This window comes from Vallitalea pronyensis (assembly GCF_018141445.1).
Taxonomy (GTDB): domain Bacteria; phylum Bacillota; class Clostridia; order Lachnospirales; family Vallitaleaceae; genus Vallitalea; species Vallitalea pronyensis.
Genome location: NZ_CP058649.1, coordinates 2,591,106 through 2,610,331, shown reverse-complemented (window position 1 = coordinate 2,610,331; position 19,226 = coordinate 2,591,106). Strand labels below are relative to the sequence as shown.

Annotated in this window: 12 protein-coding genes and 1 pseudogene; 5 read left to right on the top strand and 8 right to left on the bottom strand. The window is 37.2% G+C overall.

Going from position 1 to position 19,226, the window contains the following annotated elements; translation table 11 throughout:
• Positions 1-113: 113 nt before the first annotated feature.
• From HZI73_RS10830 to ahpC, 7 genes are all read right to left on the bottom strand, one after another.
• Complete coding sequence (locus tag HZI73_RS10830) at positions 114-1,685, bottom strand: response regulator (protein ID WP_212698245.1); 1,572 nt, start codon at positions 1,683-1,685, stop codon at positions 114-116.
• The gene (locus HZI73_RS10825) at positions 1,678-3,450 is read right to left on the bottom strand and encodes a sensor histidine kinase (protein ID WP_212698244.1); all 1,773 of its coding nucleotides are present in this window, start codon (positions 3,448-3,450) and stop codon (positions 1,678-1,680) included. Before HZI73_RS10825 ends, HZI73_RS10830 begins: the two co-directional genes overlap by 8 nt.
• 183 nt (positions 3,451-3,633) lie before the next feature.
• Positions 3,634-7,509 (bottom strand): sugar-binding protein, encoded by a 3,876-nt coding sequence (locus tag HZI73_RS10820; protein WP_212698243.1) that lies wholly within the window; start codon positions 7,507-7,509, stop codon positions 3,634-3,636.
• Between the two features lie 407 nt (positions 7,510-7,916).
• Positions 7,917-9,947, bottom strand: a complete 2,031-nt coding sequence (locus HZI73_RS10815) for a beta-galactosidase (RefSeq protein WP_212698242.1) — start codon at positions 9,945-9,947, stop codon at positions 7,917-7,919.
• 85 nt (positions 9,948-10,032) lie between these two features.
• A complete protein-coding gene (locus HZI73_RS10810; RefSeq protein WP_212698241.1) occupies positions 10,033-11,469 on the bottom strand; it encodes a sulfatase-like hydrolase/transferase in 1,437 nt (478 codons plus the stop codon).
• Between the two features lie 319 nt (positions 11,470-11,788).
• On the bottom strand, positions 11,789-13,315 hold the full coding sequence (gene ahpF, locus HZI73_RS10805; protein ID WP_246552456.1) for an alkyl hydroperoxide reductase subunit F: 1,527 nt from the start codon (positions 13,313-13,315) through the stop codon (positions 11,789-11,791).
• Between the two features lie 14 nt (positions 13,316-13,329).
• The gene (gene ahpC / locus HZI73_RS10800; protein ID WP_212698240.1) at positions 13,330-13,893 is read right to left on the bottom strand and encodes an alkyl hydroperoxide reductase subunit C; all 564 of its coding nucleotides are present in this window, start codon (positions 13,891-13,893) and stop codon (positions 13,330-13,332) included.
• 464 nt (positions 13,894-14,357) lie between these two features.
• On the opposite strand from ahpC, the gene HZI73_RS26695 reads away from it, so the two are divergent.
• From HZI73_RS26695 to HZI73_RS10780, 5 genes and pseudogenes are all read left to right on the top strand, one after another.
• Positions 14,358-14,480, top strand: a complete 123-nt coding sequence (locus HZI73_RS26695; RefSeq protein WP_281418875.1) for a hypothetical protein — start codon at positions 14,358-14,360, stop codon at positions 14,478-14,480.
• Positions 14,477-14,632 (top strand): annotated as a pseudogene (locus HZI73_RS26870) (AraC family ligand binding domain-containing protein); the annotation flags it as partial. The gene HZI73_RS26695 and the pseudogene HZI73_RS26870, both read left to right, overlap by 4 nt.
• Before the next feature lie 54 nt (positions 14,633-14,686).
• On the top strand, positions 14,687-15,190 hold the full coding sequence (locus HZI73_RS10790) for a helix-turn-helix transcriptional regulator (protein WP_212698239.1): 504 nt from the start codon (positions 14,687-14,689) through the stop codon (positions 15,188-15,190).
• On the top strand, positions 15,190-16,656 hold the full coding sequence (locus HZI73_RS10785) for an alpha-L-fucosidase (protein WP_246552454.1): 1,467 nt from the start codon (positions 15,190-15,192) through the stop codon (positions 16,654-16,656). Before HZI73_RS10790 ends, HZI73_RS10785 begins: the two co-directional genes overlap by 1 nt.
• 14 nt (positions 16,657-16,670) lie before the next feature.
• Positions 16,671-18,122 carry a GH39 family glycosyl hydrolase gene (locus tag HZI73_RS10780; RefSeq protein WP_212698238.1) on the top strand — a complete coding sequence of 484 codons (1,452 nt, stop codon included), beginning with the start codon at positions 16,671-16,673 and terminating at the stop codon, positions 18,120-18,122.
• A 360-nt stretch (positions 18,123-18,482) separates the two neighbouring features.
• Here the strand turns inward: HZI73_RS10780 and HZI73_RS10775 are convergent, their stop codons facing one another.
• Positions 18,483-19,226 carry a hypothetical protein gene (locus tag HZI73_RS10775; protein WP_212698237.1) on the bottom strand — a complete coding sequence of 248 codons (744 nt, stop codon included), beginning with the start codon at positions 19,224-19,226 and terminating at the stop codon, positions 18,483-18,485.

The following is a 19,226-nucleotide window of genomic DNA, read 5'->3' as shown; positions in this document are numbered from 1 at the left end:
TAACCAGATAAACTAAAGGCAAATCTGTAAAAAAAACAGATAAACATATTATCTGTCTACAATAAGCAGGAGCATAGACGCTAAGCCTATGCTCCTTGTAAAAAAATTATTTATCATTGTTGTTTATACTGACTTGGTGTTACGCCATAGGCTTTGTAAAACACCCTGGAAAAATACTCTGGATCATTATAACCTACTTCAAAAGCAATTTCATAAATGGGCTTATCCGTGGTCTTCAATAGCTTTTTTGATTCTTCCATTCGAAGATTTTCAAGATACTTTTTAAATCCAATCTTAAGTTTTTTTTGTAGTACTTGACCTAAATATACAGGATTAACATAAAACTTCTCTGCAATCATCTTAAGGGTAATATTCTCCCTAAAATACGCATTGATATAGTCAACTATATCATCTTTGTTTGTTGATTTTTTACCACTTTCCTTAATCGTGTCACTTACCCAAAGAGCAAAGTCCAATACCTCTTTCATCAATATGCTTAATGAAGGCATTCTTTCTTTAATGGAGTAAAACAAATCATTTTGACTATAGTTTTCATCTGGGCAATATACTTTTAGTTCTTTGGTACAGTCCATAAATATTTTGTTGATAAAAATGATGATATCATCTATACTCACTCTGTCTTTCTTAAACACCATAAAATTCAATGAAAAAAATGAATAAATAGCATCATATTCATTGGTAATAACGGCTTTTATTAGCTTGTCTACTGGAATAAGTTTATTATAATCAATCTTGTTAATGGTGTATTGTTTTATGTCTGAATAAGTAATCTGGGTTCTAGAATCATAGTAAATCATAAACTTAGATGCTTGAATGGCCGTTTCATAAGATAAGTGAAAATCGACCATCTGTTTCACTTTTTTTCCATAAGAAACCGTAATATGATGAGCTGTACTTATAGGCAGCATATTCTTTAAACGTTCAGATAGTCGTTCAATGTACTCATGGATTTCATAGTCGCTATGATAAGCAAGAAGCATACCTATGCTATGTTCTTTAATTCTAAAGAGATAACCTTCTATCCTATCACTAAGACCATAACTATCTATCGCTTCGTTGCATCGTTCTTCAACCGTTCGACGTACTTTATCCAAACTAATTTCATTTGTTTTTGCAGGTCTTATTCTAACAATACCACAGCGATAAAAATCATACCTGTCTAAATGGGTATTATTGAAAAGATACTCTAGGGATTCATCGGCAGTATTTTGCTCAAGTAACCCTGTTATTTGTGATTGAATATGAATCTTTCTGTAATCATCAATAACACTACTCATACTCTTCTCTTTATCTAATTCTTTCTTCACCTGGACAAGAGACTGAACTAATTCATCTTCAACAATAGGTTTCAATATATAATTCCTAGCTCTATATCTAAGTGCTTCTTTAGCGTAACTAAACTCATTATAACCTGTCAAAAATATGACCTTTGGTTGATCGATGTTCATGTTTCTAATGTTTTCAATTAATTCAATTCCATCCATTTTACGCATTTTAATGTCTGTAATAATGAGATCCGGGGTGATGGTTTCTAAAAGTTTTAGACATGTAGATCCGTCATCTGCCGTTGCGATTATCTGATAACCTAGTGATTTCCAATCAATAATTCTCTGAAGGCCTTCAAGAACGATACTTTCATCATCAACTAATATAACTCTATACATGTCTTTCCTCCTTTTCTAATTCATTTATCTCGATTGACTTGTCTCTAAAGCCCTGTAAATCAATATCTATATGAATCTTGGTACCTCTAGGTGTAGCTTTTTCAACTTCAAACGTTAGATTGTCACCATAATAAAATTTTAAACGTTTATAGACATTAATAATGCCTATACTTGATTCTTGGATGTCTTCCGTTACCATCCTTTCTCGAATGATATTCAATTGTTTATCACCAATGCCAACGCCGTTATCTGTAATCACAATTCGAAAATGCTGGTCTTTAACGAAAGCATGTATTTGTATCATGCCTCCCTCAGCATTTTTTTGAATGCCGTGTATACATGAATTTTCTACTAAAGGTTGTAGTGTCATACGTGGAATGGGTTGCAGTCTAGCCTGATCATCTATTATTATTGAATACTCTAGTTTTTCCTTAAACCTAAACTTCTGAATCTTTAAATATGTTTCAATAAAATCCACTTCTTGCCAAAGTGCAGCCATGGGTTCACTGTAAAGCATGAGGCTTCTAAACATTTTACTTAACTCACCTAGAATGTTGGCCGTTTCCTTTTCACCTTTTATGACACAATTCATCTTGATACCATTTAAGGTGTTGGATAAGAAATGAGGATTAATCTGGGAATAAAGAACATATAGTCTAGCTCTTGTATTCTCAAGTTCTAAGTTCTTTTCACGAAGCTCGTTTTGATTTTTTTCGATAATCATTTCATGAATCATGCCCACCATCTTATTGTAATTATCAATGGCATTGCCTACTTCATCTGAATAATCTTCACATGAAAAGGTAGTGAGTTCTTCCGTCATACTATCCATGTGATCGGAAAAATCAACCAACCTTTTTGAACTAAAATTGATTAATTTTCTTAGAAGAAAGTAAGAAAGCATAAAACTAAGCATCATAGCAAAGAACAAAATAATATATACATTGATAAAATCTTCAATTAATGCATATTTGGCTATTCGAGAGTATAGTTTATACCCTCCAAATCGATTGGCTGTTCTATAATACGTTTCATAAACAAGATACTTATGATTATCTTCTTCTATTGCTAATGCATCATGACTATTGGCATACATAATTTCTTTATTACTGTTTAAAAAATAGTATTCAATATTTCTTGTGTTTTCAAATTGCTTCAAGAAGGCATCATCATTTAGTTGGACTTTCGCCAAAACTTTGTACTTCGGATTACCTTTATAAAGGCTTAATAATTGATAAATAATATAATTCTCTACCGAATCATCATAAGTAATAACACCCTTCTCTATATTCTCCATATGAATAAACTGATTGTACTCCTCTTCAAGACCGTCTCCAATATATAAAAACTCAGATCCAGAAGTAGTCGTTGGATTGTTATGAAGAAACTCGATTTTTTCAATTTCAACATATAGGCTCCTGAGTTGCATAACGGAATTATGCACTGTTTGAAACTGTTCATAATAGTCGATAGGCGATGTGTACTCGTCAATTAACAATCGATGGAGAGCATTATCAAAAGCTATCCAATTCATAACAGCTTCCACATTATATAAATTCTGCTGCAAATTACTATTAGCAGTTTCGGCTTCTTTATAAAATTCTTTATAGGTGGTATCTAGAATGACGGTTGACAGTGAATAGATAATGACAGACGTTACAAGGAACAAAGGCAACATACCTGCAATAATATAGATAAACATCTGCTGTTTAAGAATACTCCAATGATGTACTTTCTTCATTTTGCTTATCAATGCTTTTATCATAAGACACCTCTTTTGCCTATAATTGTCTCCATTATATCATACATTCCCCAACCATGATAATGGCATAACATACCTTTCCATCCCAATGACCCTAAGCAGTATACAATGCTTAGGGTCATTCTATGATAAACTGATTTTTAAACACTAGCTAATCATCATTCTAAAAAAACACAACTCGTTTAGCTACTTCACCTCAGTCAAATAGCTGACTTTAATATTATCAAATGATAACTGTTGTTTCTCGTCTCCTATTGCTTTTTGAATTTTAAAAATAAATGAATCAAGTGCTTTTGGAATGAACTCCGTTCCTGCTGTATGAACTTGTCCATTACTCACCCATTCTACATCATCTTTATATACCTTATAACTACCGTTGTTCATGTTGAACTCGTATCGAAAATTGATGATTCGGTTGAGATTAGCTTGGTCTTTATAGTTCACCTGATTCCAAGCACCCGGTGCAAAATTCCCGCCAATACCATTAGCATTTTCCATAATAAGCACACCATAGTCAATGGTATTATCTTCTTTTTCAAAAACAACCTTAGGAAAATCTTGCCATTTGTCTTCCATGGTCCAGTTCAAAGCATTTACATCATAGGATATAACGACCATATCAGATTCTGGTACTTGAATATCACTAAGTGCTAATTGTATCTGACCATAATCATTATCTGCAGGTCCATTATCCTTTTCAAAATATAACGCACCATCTCTTACTTCCACCACGTCACTATCACTACCAGATGCATTAATCTGTAGTGTTGCAACCTTTCCACTATCTGAATGGATATCAAAGCTTCCATAAGTGGACATACTGTTATCTTCAAAGTCAAGATGAAAAAGGTCTACCATTTTTTTCTCTGTCACTTGTTGGATAATCGGTGTATCACTTCGATAGAAGTTGGCCCAGTAGAATTTACCCATTCTAAGGTTTGCATGGGTTTCATTACCCGGTTCACCCACAAAGCGCATATATAGCGTATGCTTCCCTGTAACGTTTTGTGACATGGTTGCTGCCATAAGACGACTGTTATCATAATGCCAATCATCCAAACTATCATCTAATTTTTCACTGGTATCTTCAATGATTACTGCACCAAAAGCTTCATTATCAGGGCTATCAATTCTGAATTCAATCTTTCCACCTGCCATCTCTTCACCAATGGCATGACCCTGAATCTGATAATTCAAGTAAGGTAGGTTTGTATCTTCATCACCAAAGTCCACACCATAGAAAACAAGTTCTGTTCCACTTGTCATCCATTCACAACCATAAGGATAGAGAGTAATCTTTCCAACATATTCATGAACCTTATCTAACTGAGGACTAATGTCTTGATAATCAAAAGCACTAAGGGTTCCTGGAACCACCACTTGTGATACTACCGTCTTTGTACTTCCTTCATAAGTAAATCGCACACTGACCATTGTTTTACCACTAGATAGTCCTGTCATATGTCCGTTCGTGTCAATGCGTAATATACTTTGGTCTGCACTTCCGTATACAATTGACCCTAGCTCTATCTGCTCTTTCGTTAATTGTGTTCCGTCACTTAAAACGGCATCAATCGTAATATCATGTTCTGAACCTATTTCTAGAACGGATGGTATGTCTGTTGTCATGGATTCTACAAATAATGGTTCAGGAATCGTAGCAACGTCTACTGCTGAGTTAACCAGCTCAAGATAACCCCAATTAGCTGTTGAGTTATAGCCATTAGCTGTTTTATCATTCCACATCTGGATACCACGACGACCATAAACACCAGCCACTTCACGTTCATCAGCAATTTGATAATCAAATCCCATGACTCTACCTTCAACCATGGAAACGTGATTCACTTTTATTTTGCCTTCAACCACATAGTTATCATCATTGATGACTGCTGCATATTCTTCAAGTGCACTTAAATCCCATGTCAATGTTTTCCCTGATCGCTCACCATCGTGTCCAATTCTATATTGTCCATCATCCGATTCATAAGCACCTGATTGGTTGTAATTTTGATCAAGAAAAACCTCAACGTTATCACATTGCCAGTTAGAGTCTGTTCCTCTTGTGGGATTAGCATCATCTACTGTTACGATGAAGTATAAGTAATTTTCATCCCAAAGGAGGCTTGCAATACCAGTAGCATTCACCACACCATTATCCTTATCCTGATTTTCAAACTCATAATCAGAGATAATGGTTGTCGTTGTATCCCAAACATCATCTTTAATACCGTCAATAACAGGTGCTTGATTAGCTTTTGATGCCTGAACCACACGTTGGCCTGGTTTTGGTGAAACATCACCACTGGTCACACCACTTGGTGGCTGTTCTTCTGAATAGCCAATACCTTCATTGGTAAAAACAGAGTCTCCGTCTTGAGATGTAGCTGTCTGCCAAGCCGTAAAATTAACAAATGCACCTTCACTTCCTGAAGTGGCAACATAAAAAGCTTTTTCAGGATTAAAGTGACTATATGTATTGTTATTCGCTGTTAATGAATCCATCCAAGGTTTGTAAGAATCCTTATCATCACTTTTAACATAGATAAATAATGGTGTTTCACTTAAATCACTACCCACAAAAGTACAGTTTTCAATGGTCATGTCCACTGCGTGTGACACAAACCCTTCACCGGTTTCAAAATTACCAAATGTATTTCCATAGTCTCCTGCCCATACAGGGTCACTAACTAAAGGACCTCTTCCTTTCGTGTTAAAATCACCAATGGCCACTTCGCCTTTATTGTTTTTAAAAGTTACACCATCTAAGAATAAGTTCTCTGTACTTGAATTATAAAGACCAAAGTTTTTATTCTCTTCAACACGTCCATTTTCCACATAAACCGGTCCCACATTTGCTTCTATCCAAAGTCCGTGGTTTTTATTCCCGACAATGGTTGGATTTTCGATATACATGTTAATAATATCTGTATCAGCCCAAATACCTTCACAGAGGTTATCACTGGATGAATGGTTGATAATCCTCATTTCATGCGCTCTAAATATCTTCATACCAGCAGGGTCCCACTGAATCCAACCATAAGGATGTCCAAACCAGTTGTTACCATCTGTTGTACTATCTTTGACAATAATATTCTTACCGTTTGATACAGCAATACCTTTACCACCATTATAGCTAGCATGACAATTATCGATAAGACCGTTTTCTACATCATCGAATCGTAATCCGTTGTATGCACTACTACTAAAAGTACAGTCTTTAATGACAATATTTTTTCCTTGTTGTATCGATACAGCATCAGAGACTCCCGCTGCTGCTTTCTCAAAGTTAAGATTTTCAAGCATTAGATTTTCTATGTTATTTAATTCCATTAAGTTACCCATTGCCAAACCATTAAGGTTGATAAATCCACCTGACTCCGATACTTCAACTTTTTCATCGTTCAAGTTATGCACTGCTTCATCTGGATATATAAAGATCCTGCCTTCTGTTTCTGAAACAAACATTGTCCCAGGTCTTAACGCTTCATAACTTCTAACCGGAACCATTGGCTCTTCATTAACAAAAGCAATCTCTCTATATTGAAGGGCTTCAGGAATTCGTCCTTCATATGTATTGTTAACCTTACCCCAACGATAATGCCAATCTTTACTGTATATGTTAGCTCCGTTTTCTCTGTCCCAATCTGTCCACTCTCTTGCACCGGTTATAACAACTTCACCTTGACCTACAATATGGAGAAAGTCATTAGCCGCTGGGTATAGATTATTTAAACTAATCATAGAATCAAGAATATACACACCTTCTCGTACGATAATTCTGGTGCTTTTACCCCTATCAATACATCCACTTGCTTTCAAAATTGCTGCTTGTATTGAAGCTAACGGTTTACATCGTTTACCATTATTATCATCATCTCCGTTAACGGAAACATACAAAGTCACCTCTGGATTATTTACAGATAAATCACTTCCTGTAATAAGTTCTTTTTCCACAGGCGTTGAATAATGATAAGCAGCATCTACATCTAAAGATGTAAATGACCCTACAACTATAGATAATGTCATGAGCATTACCATGGTTTTTCTGTACAACTTCATAAATAAAACCTCCCTATAATACCTTCTTATATTAAGTTATCTATATAATGGACTAAAAGCCCCATAGGCTCCATCATCCTTACCTTCTCTCTTAATATGATTTGGATTTTTTATCTATTCTTTTCTTGCAATATTCTTTAGTCTTATAGGCTTTGCCATGTTCATTCCTAACTACCTCACTCTATAATATTACTAAATTCATTCTTTCCATATCCCTAAGAAACTTTTGAACACCCCTATAAAAAGTATATACATACATCCAAAGAAGACATAAAATAACCCTTCAAGCCACCAATATGACAGGATATAATGTTGGTGACCTAAGGGGTATTTGCTAAGCATGGTGTAACATTTAATCAACTTAATCTATATAATCATAAGTCGTCAAAGCCATTAAACTTAAACCGTTAAGATATAAGGTAAATAGCATATCCCCAGGGAGATAATGATATATTTTGAGAGCTCTTTACTTTTACATGGGTCAAAAGATTGACCCCGTTTTCTTCCTCCCATTGACAAGTTTGAATCTTCCCAGAATAATTAAACATAAAAACAATCTTTTGACCATCTCTATTAATCCCTTGCCTTATTATTATTGGAAAAGATATATCCGGTGCTTTCAAATCCTCTTTATTAATCAACTCCTTATAGATTTGCTTAATCACTGTTTTATCAGGACAGCAACCTACATAAACACTGGTTCCACCTCCATCTTTAGCAAGGGTAATAGCACTATACTCTTTCCAATGCGGATGATCATAGCTATACAAGGTTTCTGTGTTTTCACTTGGTTTTAACAGCTCTATTAAACTCTTAGAATCTAGCCGAAGATCCTCTTTCTCTCCTTGAACGCTTTTAGGGTTTTTAAGATTTGTTCGCTTCGCTAAGGTGAACTGGCTATAAGTAACACCACAAGATTTTGTAATTCTTCCTGGTTGTTGTTCCGTTCTTACTTTTACATGTTCATCACTAAAGCCTGATCGCATACCGTAGATGACTATTCCACCTGATTTCGTGTAGCTTACAAGCTTGTCCAAGACATCATCTGACACACTATAAAGAGCAGGTACAATGACCAGTTTATATTGATTCAGTTTTATATCTTCCTGATGCACAATATCACAACCCATATTCATAGCATAAAGGGCGTCATAATAACGGCGAATTTCCATGTTATAATCTAAGTCATGTCCATACTTTTTCATATCTTCCAAAGCTAATAATGAATGCATATCAATCATGATAGCAGCTGAATTTTCCACCATGTACCCTTTCATATAAGGTGATATTTTTTTGAACACTTCATTTATTTCTTGAACTTCTTTATAGGTTCTTCCAGGTATGAAATCCTGACTTAGAATACCTTTCCAATAGGTTTCACAGCCGTTATGTAAGGAATGCCAATGCCAGTATGCAACCATCGATGCTCCTGATGCCACATGGCTAAGTGCTTGTAATTTTAACTGTCCTGGATAATGCAGCCATCCTACATGACCTTGTGCTTGCGTTTCTATAACCAAATAAGGCTGGTGCTTAAGATTTCTTGCACTGTCACCACAAAAAGCGATTTCACAACCCGTTAACTCATCTTGTGAAGGATGATAAACATCAATACCAATCAAATCTAAAGGCAAACTTGCTTCATAGTGATGTACATCTTTTTGCACGCCAAAAGAATAATCTCTCCAATCATAGTCAAAATTATGGGTAATAAACTGGTCATCTCTGGCATATTCCCTAATAAGATCACATTGCCACTTTAAAAAGTCTTTGACTAAAGAAAGTTGAAACCCTTTAAAGGCAGTATTTAGACTTGAATTGATACTACCTATTGCAGAAGGAAAGTCCTCCCAGTCATTGACCCTATTACTCCAATAATCCAGTCCAAACTTATCATTAAGTTCTTCTAAAGTATTGAATTTCTTCTGAAGAAACTTAATAAATTTCTCTTGTACCTCTGGGCCTGCAGTGTCATAGTGTTTGGTTTCATTATCCACTTGATAACCTACAACAGCCGGATGATCGCAAACATGTTCTACAAGCTTTCGAATGATTCTCTCAGAGTAGAAAAGATAGTCTTTATTGGTTATATCCATCTTTTGGCGATGTCCATATTGATTGACCCCTTCTGGTGTCTCAGCCATCACCTCAGGATGACGTTTAAAAAGCCAAGGTGGAATGGCATAAGTAGGGGTCCCTACCATAACCTTGATACCTGCACCATGCATGGCATCCAGTACCCGATCAATGTGATAAAAATTATAAGTATCAGGCTGAGGTTCTAGGGTACTCCATGTTGACTCTGCTATTCTCACTAAACCAATACCTGCTTCTTTCATCAGCTTAATGTCTTCCTGAAGCCGCTCCTCTTTAATATATTCATCATAATAAGCTACACCTAAAGCTAACTCAGTAAAAAAAGATTCTATATTTTTCATGTATACTCACTTTCTATATCCTATTATAGTCGATTAGTTTACGAGAAGTTGTCTACCATCTTGCTAGATGTTATCCACCAATGTACTATATATTATCCACCACAGCATGAGGCATATAATGGTTATAAGGCCTATTAGGGATTAGAGAAGTGCCATCTGTAAACCCTTCTGGCCGATTAAGCAACGTCTTTATTAAGCGTTCTCGCCAAATATTCAGCTCTACTGTAAAATGATCTTGTTCTGTTAGGTTTACCCTTTCAAAAGGATCATCAACCAAGTTAAACAATTGTTCCTTACCATCCGTAAACCAGATGTACTTCATTTTTCCATCAGTCAAATAATGAAAACCCGCATGCAGCAAACGTTCACCATCTTTTCCTTTAGCTTCGTGCATAGGGGCATGTTCACCATGAATGAATTCTCTCCAGCTTTCACCTTTTGCCAAACGAAGAAGACTCTTCCCAGTCACTTGATTTGGTATATCCGTTCCTGTAAGCTCACAAACTGTGGGCAATATATCTTGAAGTCCAATGGGTTCATCTTGTACAATGGGTCCTTTCATGCCTGGCCCTATCAAAAAGAATGGAATATGCGTCACGCCTTCATAAGGCTGAGATTTTCTAAACCGATGATGATCACCAAGCATTTCTCCATGATCTGCTGTGTAGATAATATACGTATTGTCTTCATATTCTAAGCGTCGCAATAATAGATTTAACTGTTCATCCATATGCTGAATCATGGCATAATAGGCTGCTCGTGCCAAACGCATCTCCTCAGACAAGCCATCTTGAATTGCGCCACTCATCTCACTAACACCACCCATATCTTCAAGTTTATCGACCCACTCACCAATCACAGGACCTTCACATTCTCGATTAGCGTAATAATCATAATAATCTTTTAGAGGTAGAAAAGGAGGATGAGGAGCTAAAAAGCCCACATACATAAAAAAGGGATTAGAATAATCTCGATTTTCAAGAAATTCAATGGCTTTATTAACCGTAAAGTTGGTCGTATGATATTTTTCATCACCTTTCCAATTTTTCACAGTCAGGCCATTTAAGGACAGTCCTGTTGTTTCCAAGTGATGTTCCCCAATGGTTGTCTCATAAAAATGATCCCGATAAGTGGAATAGATATTAGCTCTCTCTTGCTCAAATCCCATCAACACATCAAAACCATAACGTTCATATTTCGGGTACTGGTGAATATCTCTGCCAATCATAGCCGTTTGATAACCATTAGCTTTTAGCAATGATGGAAGAGTCAGCTCCGATTTGGCAATTCTTTGCCTGTCCGACCAACCGACACATCCCGTTTTGTCAGGTGCCATTCCGGTAAGCATCGTATGTCTTGCAGGAATGCAGACTGGGCATTCTGTGTAAGCATTTGTATATCGAATTCCCCTTCTTGCAAGACTATTCATATTGGGTGTCAGCAGGACATCATGCCCTGCTACACCTAATGCATCACCTCTGTGTTGATCTGCTATGATTAGTACAATATTAGGCTTATTCATCCTTTTCATCCTTTCACAGAAGATGATTTAAACAACAAATCATCACTATCATTGTTCACCTCTTCTTTTGCCGTTCCTATAACTCTTCTTATCATAGAAATAACAATACTATAGTAACTAGTTTACAAGTATTGTCTCATTATTTTCTGGACAAAGTAAACCTTCTACATAGAAAATATATAGTGATAAAGAACAACTACTTTATCATTATAAAAAAAGTCATAGAACATCGGAATAATATTTTCCAATATATCTATAACTCTTATTAGGTCAACGGCCAACAATCTTATATTAATCTTATATTAATCTTATATTAATCCTATGTTCTAATTAAGTAGTCAAATGCCGACAAAGAAGCATTGGCTCCAGAACCCATAGCAATAACAATTTGCTTGTAGGGACTATCGGTACAGTCCCCTGCAGCGAATAATCCAGGAATATTGGTTGCTCCGTGCTTATCGACAATGATTTCACCAAAACGTGTGCGATGAACCAAATCACCTAACCAACCTGTATTGGGTACAAGTCCAATTTGAACAAATACACCTTGTAATGCAACATGGTTTTCTTCTTGTGTTTCACGGTCCATATAGGTTATGCCATCCACTTTTGTCGTTCCTGTAATTTCTTTTGTCTGAACATTTTTGTGAACCGTTACATTAGGCAGGCTGTACAAACGCTTTTGTAAAATGTCATCCGCCTTTAGCTCGGGCATAAACTCAAGTACTGTCACATGATGAGCAATGCCTGCAAGGTCAATAGCTGCTTCTATTCCAGAGTTTCCTCCCCCAATAACGGCCACATCCTTACCTTCATATAAAGGTCCATCACAATGTGGGCAGTAAGCAACCCCTTTGTTTTTAAATGTCTCTTCACCAGGTACACCAACATTTCGCCATCGCGCCCCAGTGGATACAATAACCGTTTTACTCTTAAGAACAGCCCCATTTTCTAATGTAATCTCAAAGTGCTCCTTCTTGTTAATGTCGCTAACACGATGGCTTTTCATCACATCAACGGGATACTGACGTACATGTTCTTCAAGATTGGCAACAAGTTTTGGACCTTCTGTGCTGTTTACGCTGATAAAGTTTTCTATACTCATGGTATCTTGGACTTGACCGCCAAAGCGTTCTGCCACGATACCTGTACGAATGCCTTTACGTGCGGCATATATGGCTGCACTGGCACCAGCAGGACCTCCCCCGATGATAAGTACATCAAAGGGGTCTTTATTCGAAAGTTCCTGAGCGTTAACACCAACATCCAACTTGGATAGAATCTCCTCTAATGTCACACGCCCACTACTGAAAAATTCGCCATTTAAGAACGTAGTCGGTACCGCCATGACCTCTTTACTTTCAACTTCATCTCTGAATACGGCACCATCCACCATGGTATGTGTAATATTTGGATTCAACACACTCATGGTATTTAACGCTTGAACCACATCAGGACAATTATGGCAACTTAAACTAATATACGTTAAAAAGTGATGTTCACTTTGAATGTTCTTTATTTGCTCGATGACCGTGTCATCTATTTTGGGGGCTCTTCCACTGACTTGTAGCAATGCCAAGACCAGTGAGGTAAACTCATGACCTAAAGGAGTACCAGCAAAATAAACACCGGTATCTTCGTTCATGCGGTTAATACTAAAACTTGGCGTTTTGTCTAACTTAGTTTCTTCTACGAATATCTTAGGTGACATGGATGCTAGTTCCTCAATAAGAGCTAGCATGTCCTTAGAGCTGTCACCTGAATCAGCACTGACTTTTATCCTAATATCGGATTCTAGCAACTCAAGATATTGGGATAATTGTTTCTTAATATCTGTTTCAAGCATGATTATCTCACTCCTTAGATTTTACCGACTAAATCAAGGCTAGGCTTCAAGGTTTCAGAGCCTTCTTTCCATTTAGCTGGGCAAACTTCATTTGGATTCTTACGTATATATTGAGCAGCTTTAATTTTATTAATAAGAATAGATGCATCACGCCCCATACCACCTGCATTAATTTCAACTGCTTGGATGATACCATCAGGGTCAATAATAAATGTACCACGATCTGCTAAACCATCTTGTTCATTTAATACTTCAAAACTACGGCTCAATCGTTGTGAAGGATCACCAATCATCGTATATTCGATTTTACCAATGGCATCGGAGTGATCATGCCATGCTTTGTGTGTAAAATGCGTATCTGTTGAGATGGAATAGACTTCCACTCCTAGTTGTTTTAAAGCTGCATATTCTTTTTGTAAGTCTTCAAGTTCTGTAGGGCAAACAAATGTAAAGTCTGCTGGATAGAAACAAAAAATATTCCATTTCCCTTTTAAAGATTCATCTGTTAGGGTAACAAATTCACCGTTTCTGTAAGCATCTGCTGTAAATGCTTGTACTTCACTTCCAATTAATGACATAATTAAATCCTCCTTAGATATATTTTATTAAATAGTTATTAGTTGATAATTATTATTATGTAATATATATTAAGCGAAAACTATCGTCTTGTCAAGAGAAAAAGAAAAAAATTATCAACATATTTAAATCCATCATTATTTCAGTAAGGTCTTCTATTCCTTAGCAATCTGTGCATTACTATTCATCCTTCACATTACTATGATAGCATGAACACCTATACTTTATTGCTCTCATAGCCACTTGACAATTCTGTTCATCCAATTCATAGAAATATCATGAACGGTAGTACTTCTCTCACCCTTGTAGTTGCTATATAAGTTAAACATAAGAGAGAATAATAACCTCTTACTGGACAATACTAACTTTTTATTGATATTGTACAAATCTTATGTATAATTATAAGGGTCGACATGTATATATTAACCGAAAATAATTAGGATGCTAATTATGAGGAGGTTTTGAAATGCTTAAATCTGAAATATTAGAAAACTATCTTGCAACCTTAAAGATAGACTCGGTTATTTTAAATCAATATCATCAAGTACCTCCAACTTGGCAGGATTATGATGTTTGTGAGAACTACTGAAAATTTACCTTATTTGCGATGGTGAAGGTTGGCTTAAAATTAATAATAAAGAATATTATCCTAAACCTGGCCAAATTATATTCCTACCGGATAATACAGATCACTCTTATTCATTTATTAACGCAAACAGATATACAAAATATTGGAGTCATTTTACTGCAACATTATGTGGTGTGAATATATCTAAAGTAATACATTTTAACTACATGATCGATATTGGAAATGATACTTTTTGCAGAGATACTTTTGAAAAACTGCTCACCTTATCCAAGTCATCCAGCTTCACTGCTAAACTAGCACAAAAAGTTAAAGTTATGGAGCTGTTGTCATACTTCTTTGGACATCAGAAAATTGATGAAATATCATTAAATAATACCAAGCAGATTGATAGTATGCGAAAAATCCTCAAGTATATTGATACAAACTATATAAACAACGTAACAATCGATGAGCTCGCTGAACATGTATTTATGCATCCAAACTATTTTTTTCGCTTCTTTAAGAAAAACACAGGAGAAACTCCTATTCACTATATAAACAATAAGCGTATAAACAAAGCAAAATATATATTAAGTACAACAAAGTATACCGTTGATGAAGTTTCAAAAATGGTTGGGTTTCATGATAGTTCATACTTTTATAGAGTATTTAAGAAATGGGTAGGCATAACACCCATTGAGTACAGACTAATTAATACGGAGGAACAATAATGAAAAGATTTAATCCTACATTTGAATCTTTAGAAGAATACACCTGCCCCAAGTGGTTTCGTGACGCCAAGTTTGGTATATGGAGCCATTGGGGAGCCCAAAGTGTGCCGATGTTTGGCGACTGGTATGCACGTAACATGTACATCCAAGGCACACCGCAGTACTACTACCATCTCAGGCACTACGGGCATCCCTCCAAGTTCGGCTACAAGGATATCGTCAAGCTGTGGAAAGCGGAAAAGTTTGATCCCGATGCACTGATGGATCTTTACTACAAAGCCGGCGCACGCTACTTCGTCGGACAAGCCATGCACACCGACAATTTCTTTAACTTCCCATCAAAGTATAACCGCTTCAATTCCGTTGAGATGGGTCCCAAAAAAGACATCTGCGGACTGTGGAAGCAGGCAGCTAAAAAGCGTGATATGTATTTTGGGCTGACGGAACACCACGGGTGCTCTTTCCAATGGTATGCTCCCAACAAGCGCAGCGACAAATACGGTCCATATGCAGGTGTACCCTATGACGGCAATGACCCCGAATACAGGGATTTTTATTACGACAATTATGAGCACCTGGACAACGAGTCCGATGATCCTGTAGCCTACCCATGGTATACCACCAACGAAAAGTTCTTCCAGTATTGGCTCAACGTCATGAAAGAGCTTATCGACATGTACCAGCCCGACCTGCTGTACACTGACGGTGGATTGCCATTTGGTGAGTGGCGGGTCAGCAATTCCGACGATGAGCGCTTTAAAACCGGTCTCGAAGCAGTGGCATATTACTATAACACCTCCATCGACCTATATGGAGAAAATCGCTTTATCTATACACAAAAGGACAGGCGTAAAGACATCTATCGTGTGGGCACCCTCGATATCGAAAAAAGCCAATTAACAGACATCGCCGAAGAACCTTGGCAAACCGACACCTGCATTGGTAACTGGTTTTATGACGTTCAAAAAGCCTACAAAAAACCAGGGCACATTATTGAAATGCTTGTGGATATTATTTCCAAAAATGGACAGATGCTGCTTAATGTTCTGCAATTGCCCGATGGCTCCATCGACGACGAAGCCCGCTACATCCTCAAAGAACTTGCTGCATGGTTTGCAATCTGTGGTGACGCAGTGCACAGCACACGACCATGGCGCATTTTTGGTGAAGGTGACAGTCTCGTTGATGTAGATAGTGGCTTCAATGAAACAGCGGTGGCATGGAATAGCTCAGACTTTAGGTTTGTGACAAAAGGCAATACACTTTATGCGTTCATGCCAACAGCTCCCAAAAATAGGGTCACTGTCATCAAAAGCTTGACGCCTAAGGAAAAAGTCATATCTGTCAAACTAATGGGCGGCAGGTCACTTGCGTACAGCCAAAACTTTGGTGCACTAACCGTACAGCTCCCACAGGAGCTACCTACTCCATATACTAATTGTCTTGCAATCGAACTTAACAGATAAAGGAGGAGACAACTATGCTGTATTTTGATTTGGATTCTAAAGGCAAAACCCAACCTTTCCCCCACTACTGGGAAGGCTGCATCGGCAGCGGTCATGCCGCTATGGGGCTACGGGCAGATTGGCGGGAGCAATTGACGCGGTGTAAGAAAGAACTTGGCTTTGAGTATGTGCGCTTCCACGGCCTGCTTTGTAACGACATGAGTGTGTACACCAAACACGAAGGCAGTTCTTTTGTCAACGTCAATAACTTATTTGACTTCCTGCTGAGCATCGGTATGAAGCCCCTAGTGGAGATCGGCTTTATGCCAAATGACCTTGGTTCCGGCACTGAGGAAGTATTCCACTACAGGGGCAACATCACCCCACCCAAAGACTACAATCAGTGGAAAGTGTTCATCACAGAGCTCGTGCAGAACCTCATCAATCGCTATGGGCTGAAAGAAGTACAAAAATGGTACTTTGAGGTGTGGAATGAACCTAACCTGGAATGCTTCTGGTCATCGGATATGCAAGAGTATTTTAAGCTTTACAAATACACAGTCGAAGCTGTCAAGTCCGTTGACGAAAACCTACAAGTGGGGGGTCCTTCCACTGCACGAAATGAATGGATACCTGAACTCATTGACTATTGCGCAGAAAACAACGTTGCACTGGATTTTATCTCAACACACCACTATCCCACGGATGTGGCGCTGGCGCATTTTGTAGATGTGGAGGACCGCATGGCGAAGGCACCAAGGGGCAACATGCAGGAGATGGCACAAAAAGCCCGTGAAGAAACGGACGTTGCTACAGACAAGATTGGCAAACCCCTTCCCCTATTTTACACTGAGTGGAACAACTCTCCCAGCTGTCGCGACAAGTATCACGATAAGCCGTTTTGCGCGTCCTTTCTTACTAAAAGCATCATTGACAACACCGGCATCGTTGATATGTACTCCTTTTGGACGTTCTCCGACCTCTTTGAAGAGATGCCGCAGAGCTCAGTCCCTTTTCATGGTGGATTCGGATTGCTAAACTACAATGGAATACCCAAACCATCCTACTGGGCGTTCAAGTTGCTGCACGAGATGGGCACCGATCGACTGGATATCGTATCCCCTGAAAACACAAACGTGGAAGCACTGGCAACCCTTGACGGCAATGTAATCAAAGTACTGCTCTATAACCATAACATGCCGCTGCAGCCAATTGAAGATGAAGAAGTAACACTGACCATCCATAATCTCAACGCTATTAAGAGCGCTACGCTACAATGCGTAGATGACCATCACAGCAATCCCCGCAAAGTGTGGCAGGACATGGGTGCGCCTAAATACCTAAAACCCCATTTGGTCGAAAAGCTCAAAAGAGATACTAAGGTTATCGAAGAGGATTTGACATACGATATCGCTGGTGATAATCTCGTGGTTAAGACGACAATCCTAGCCCATGGCGTGTCGTGTGTGACAATAGAACTTGGATAGTTAACCTATACTAATTTTTTAGCAGTTTAAAACCCTCCCAAATCATCAAGAGGGTTTTTGGGCTCAATTGTTTGTTAGTAAGATTTTAATAATTGTCATATTGGCATGTCGCTTCGTGTAAATCTTTACAAACAAAAAATCAATATAAAAAAATGACAGCACCTAAGCTTGGTGTCCTGTCATTTTTCTTTGATTTTCAAATCATTCTTACGTTAATATTTGTAGGGTATAGAAACAATTATTACTGACTTAAAAGTGGCTAGATACAGAAAAACCATAGCCACTCTCAGGTAATTCTTATTTTTCTTTGTATCAAAGTTGAACAATAAATGCTTGGTTAGGGGTGTTTTGTGTGTCAGTTTATGAAGTGAACTTATACTTTATTAATAAAAATAATACTAGTAAAATTGCTGAAATAAGTAAACTTACAAGCGTTGTAGCAGAAAAAATAGGATTGAACAAATCTTGGGATAAAAACACACCCTCTGAATATAATTTGCGATCAATAAATAGTAATATATATTTACCGGCATTATATTTTGTTGGTAATATTCCTTGCTCCAGCATGCTTCTTTGCAACGTGTTCATTGCTGTTGGATTTTCCTTCAGCCATTCACAAGAAATATCTACCAAGTTGTCCAATTTAACATATAAAAATTCATTGATTGTTTCCTTCCCGTCTGCTAAAAATGGCTTTGCGATTCGCCAACCTAAATCATTAGTAGGAATACTCTCATTACCACAATAAGTAAGTCCACTTCTTGTTTTATCTCCAATTTTAAAGCGTATTAAATCTCCCTCTTCTATAATATAGACAGGAGTTTCGTCATTTATATTTTCATAATATGATACAGTTATTGGTGAGATAATGCTTTCTTGATAGTTTGTACCTAGCATTGCCACATTATCTGTAAATAAATTGGATATTTTATTGAAATCAATATCTCCTTTTTCAATTGCTTCAGCATAAGGATAGGTGTCTTCTTTTTGTGTAAATTCATTTTTTAACTTAACATTGATATATAAATTGTATGAAACCAACCCTACAGTAACAATTGTAAAAAATATGAACATACATAATAGTATTTGCATTAATCTTTTCAT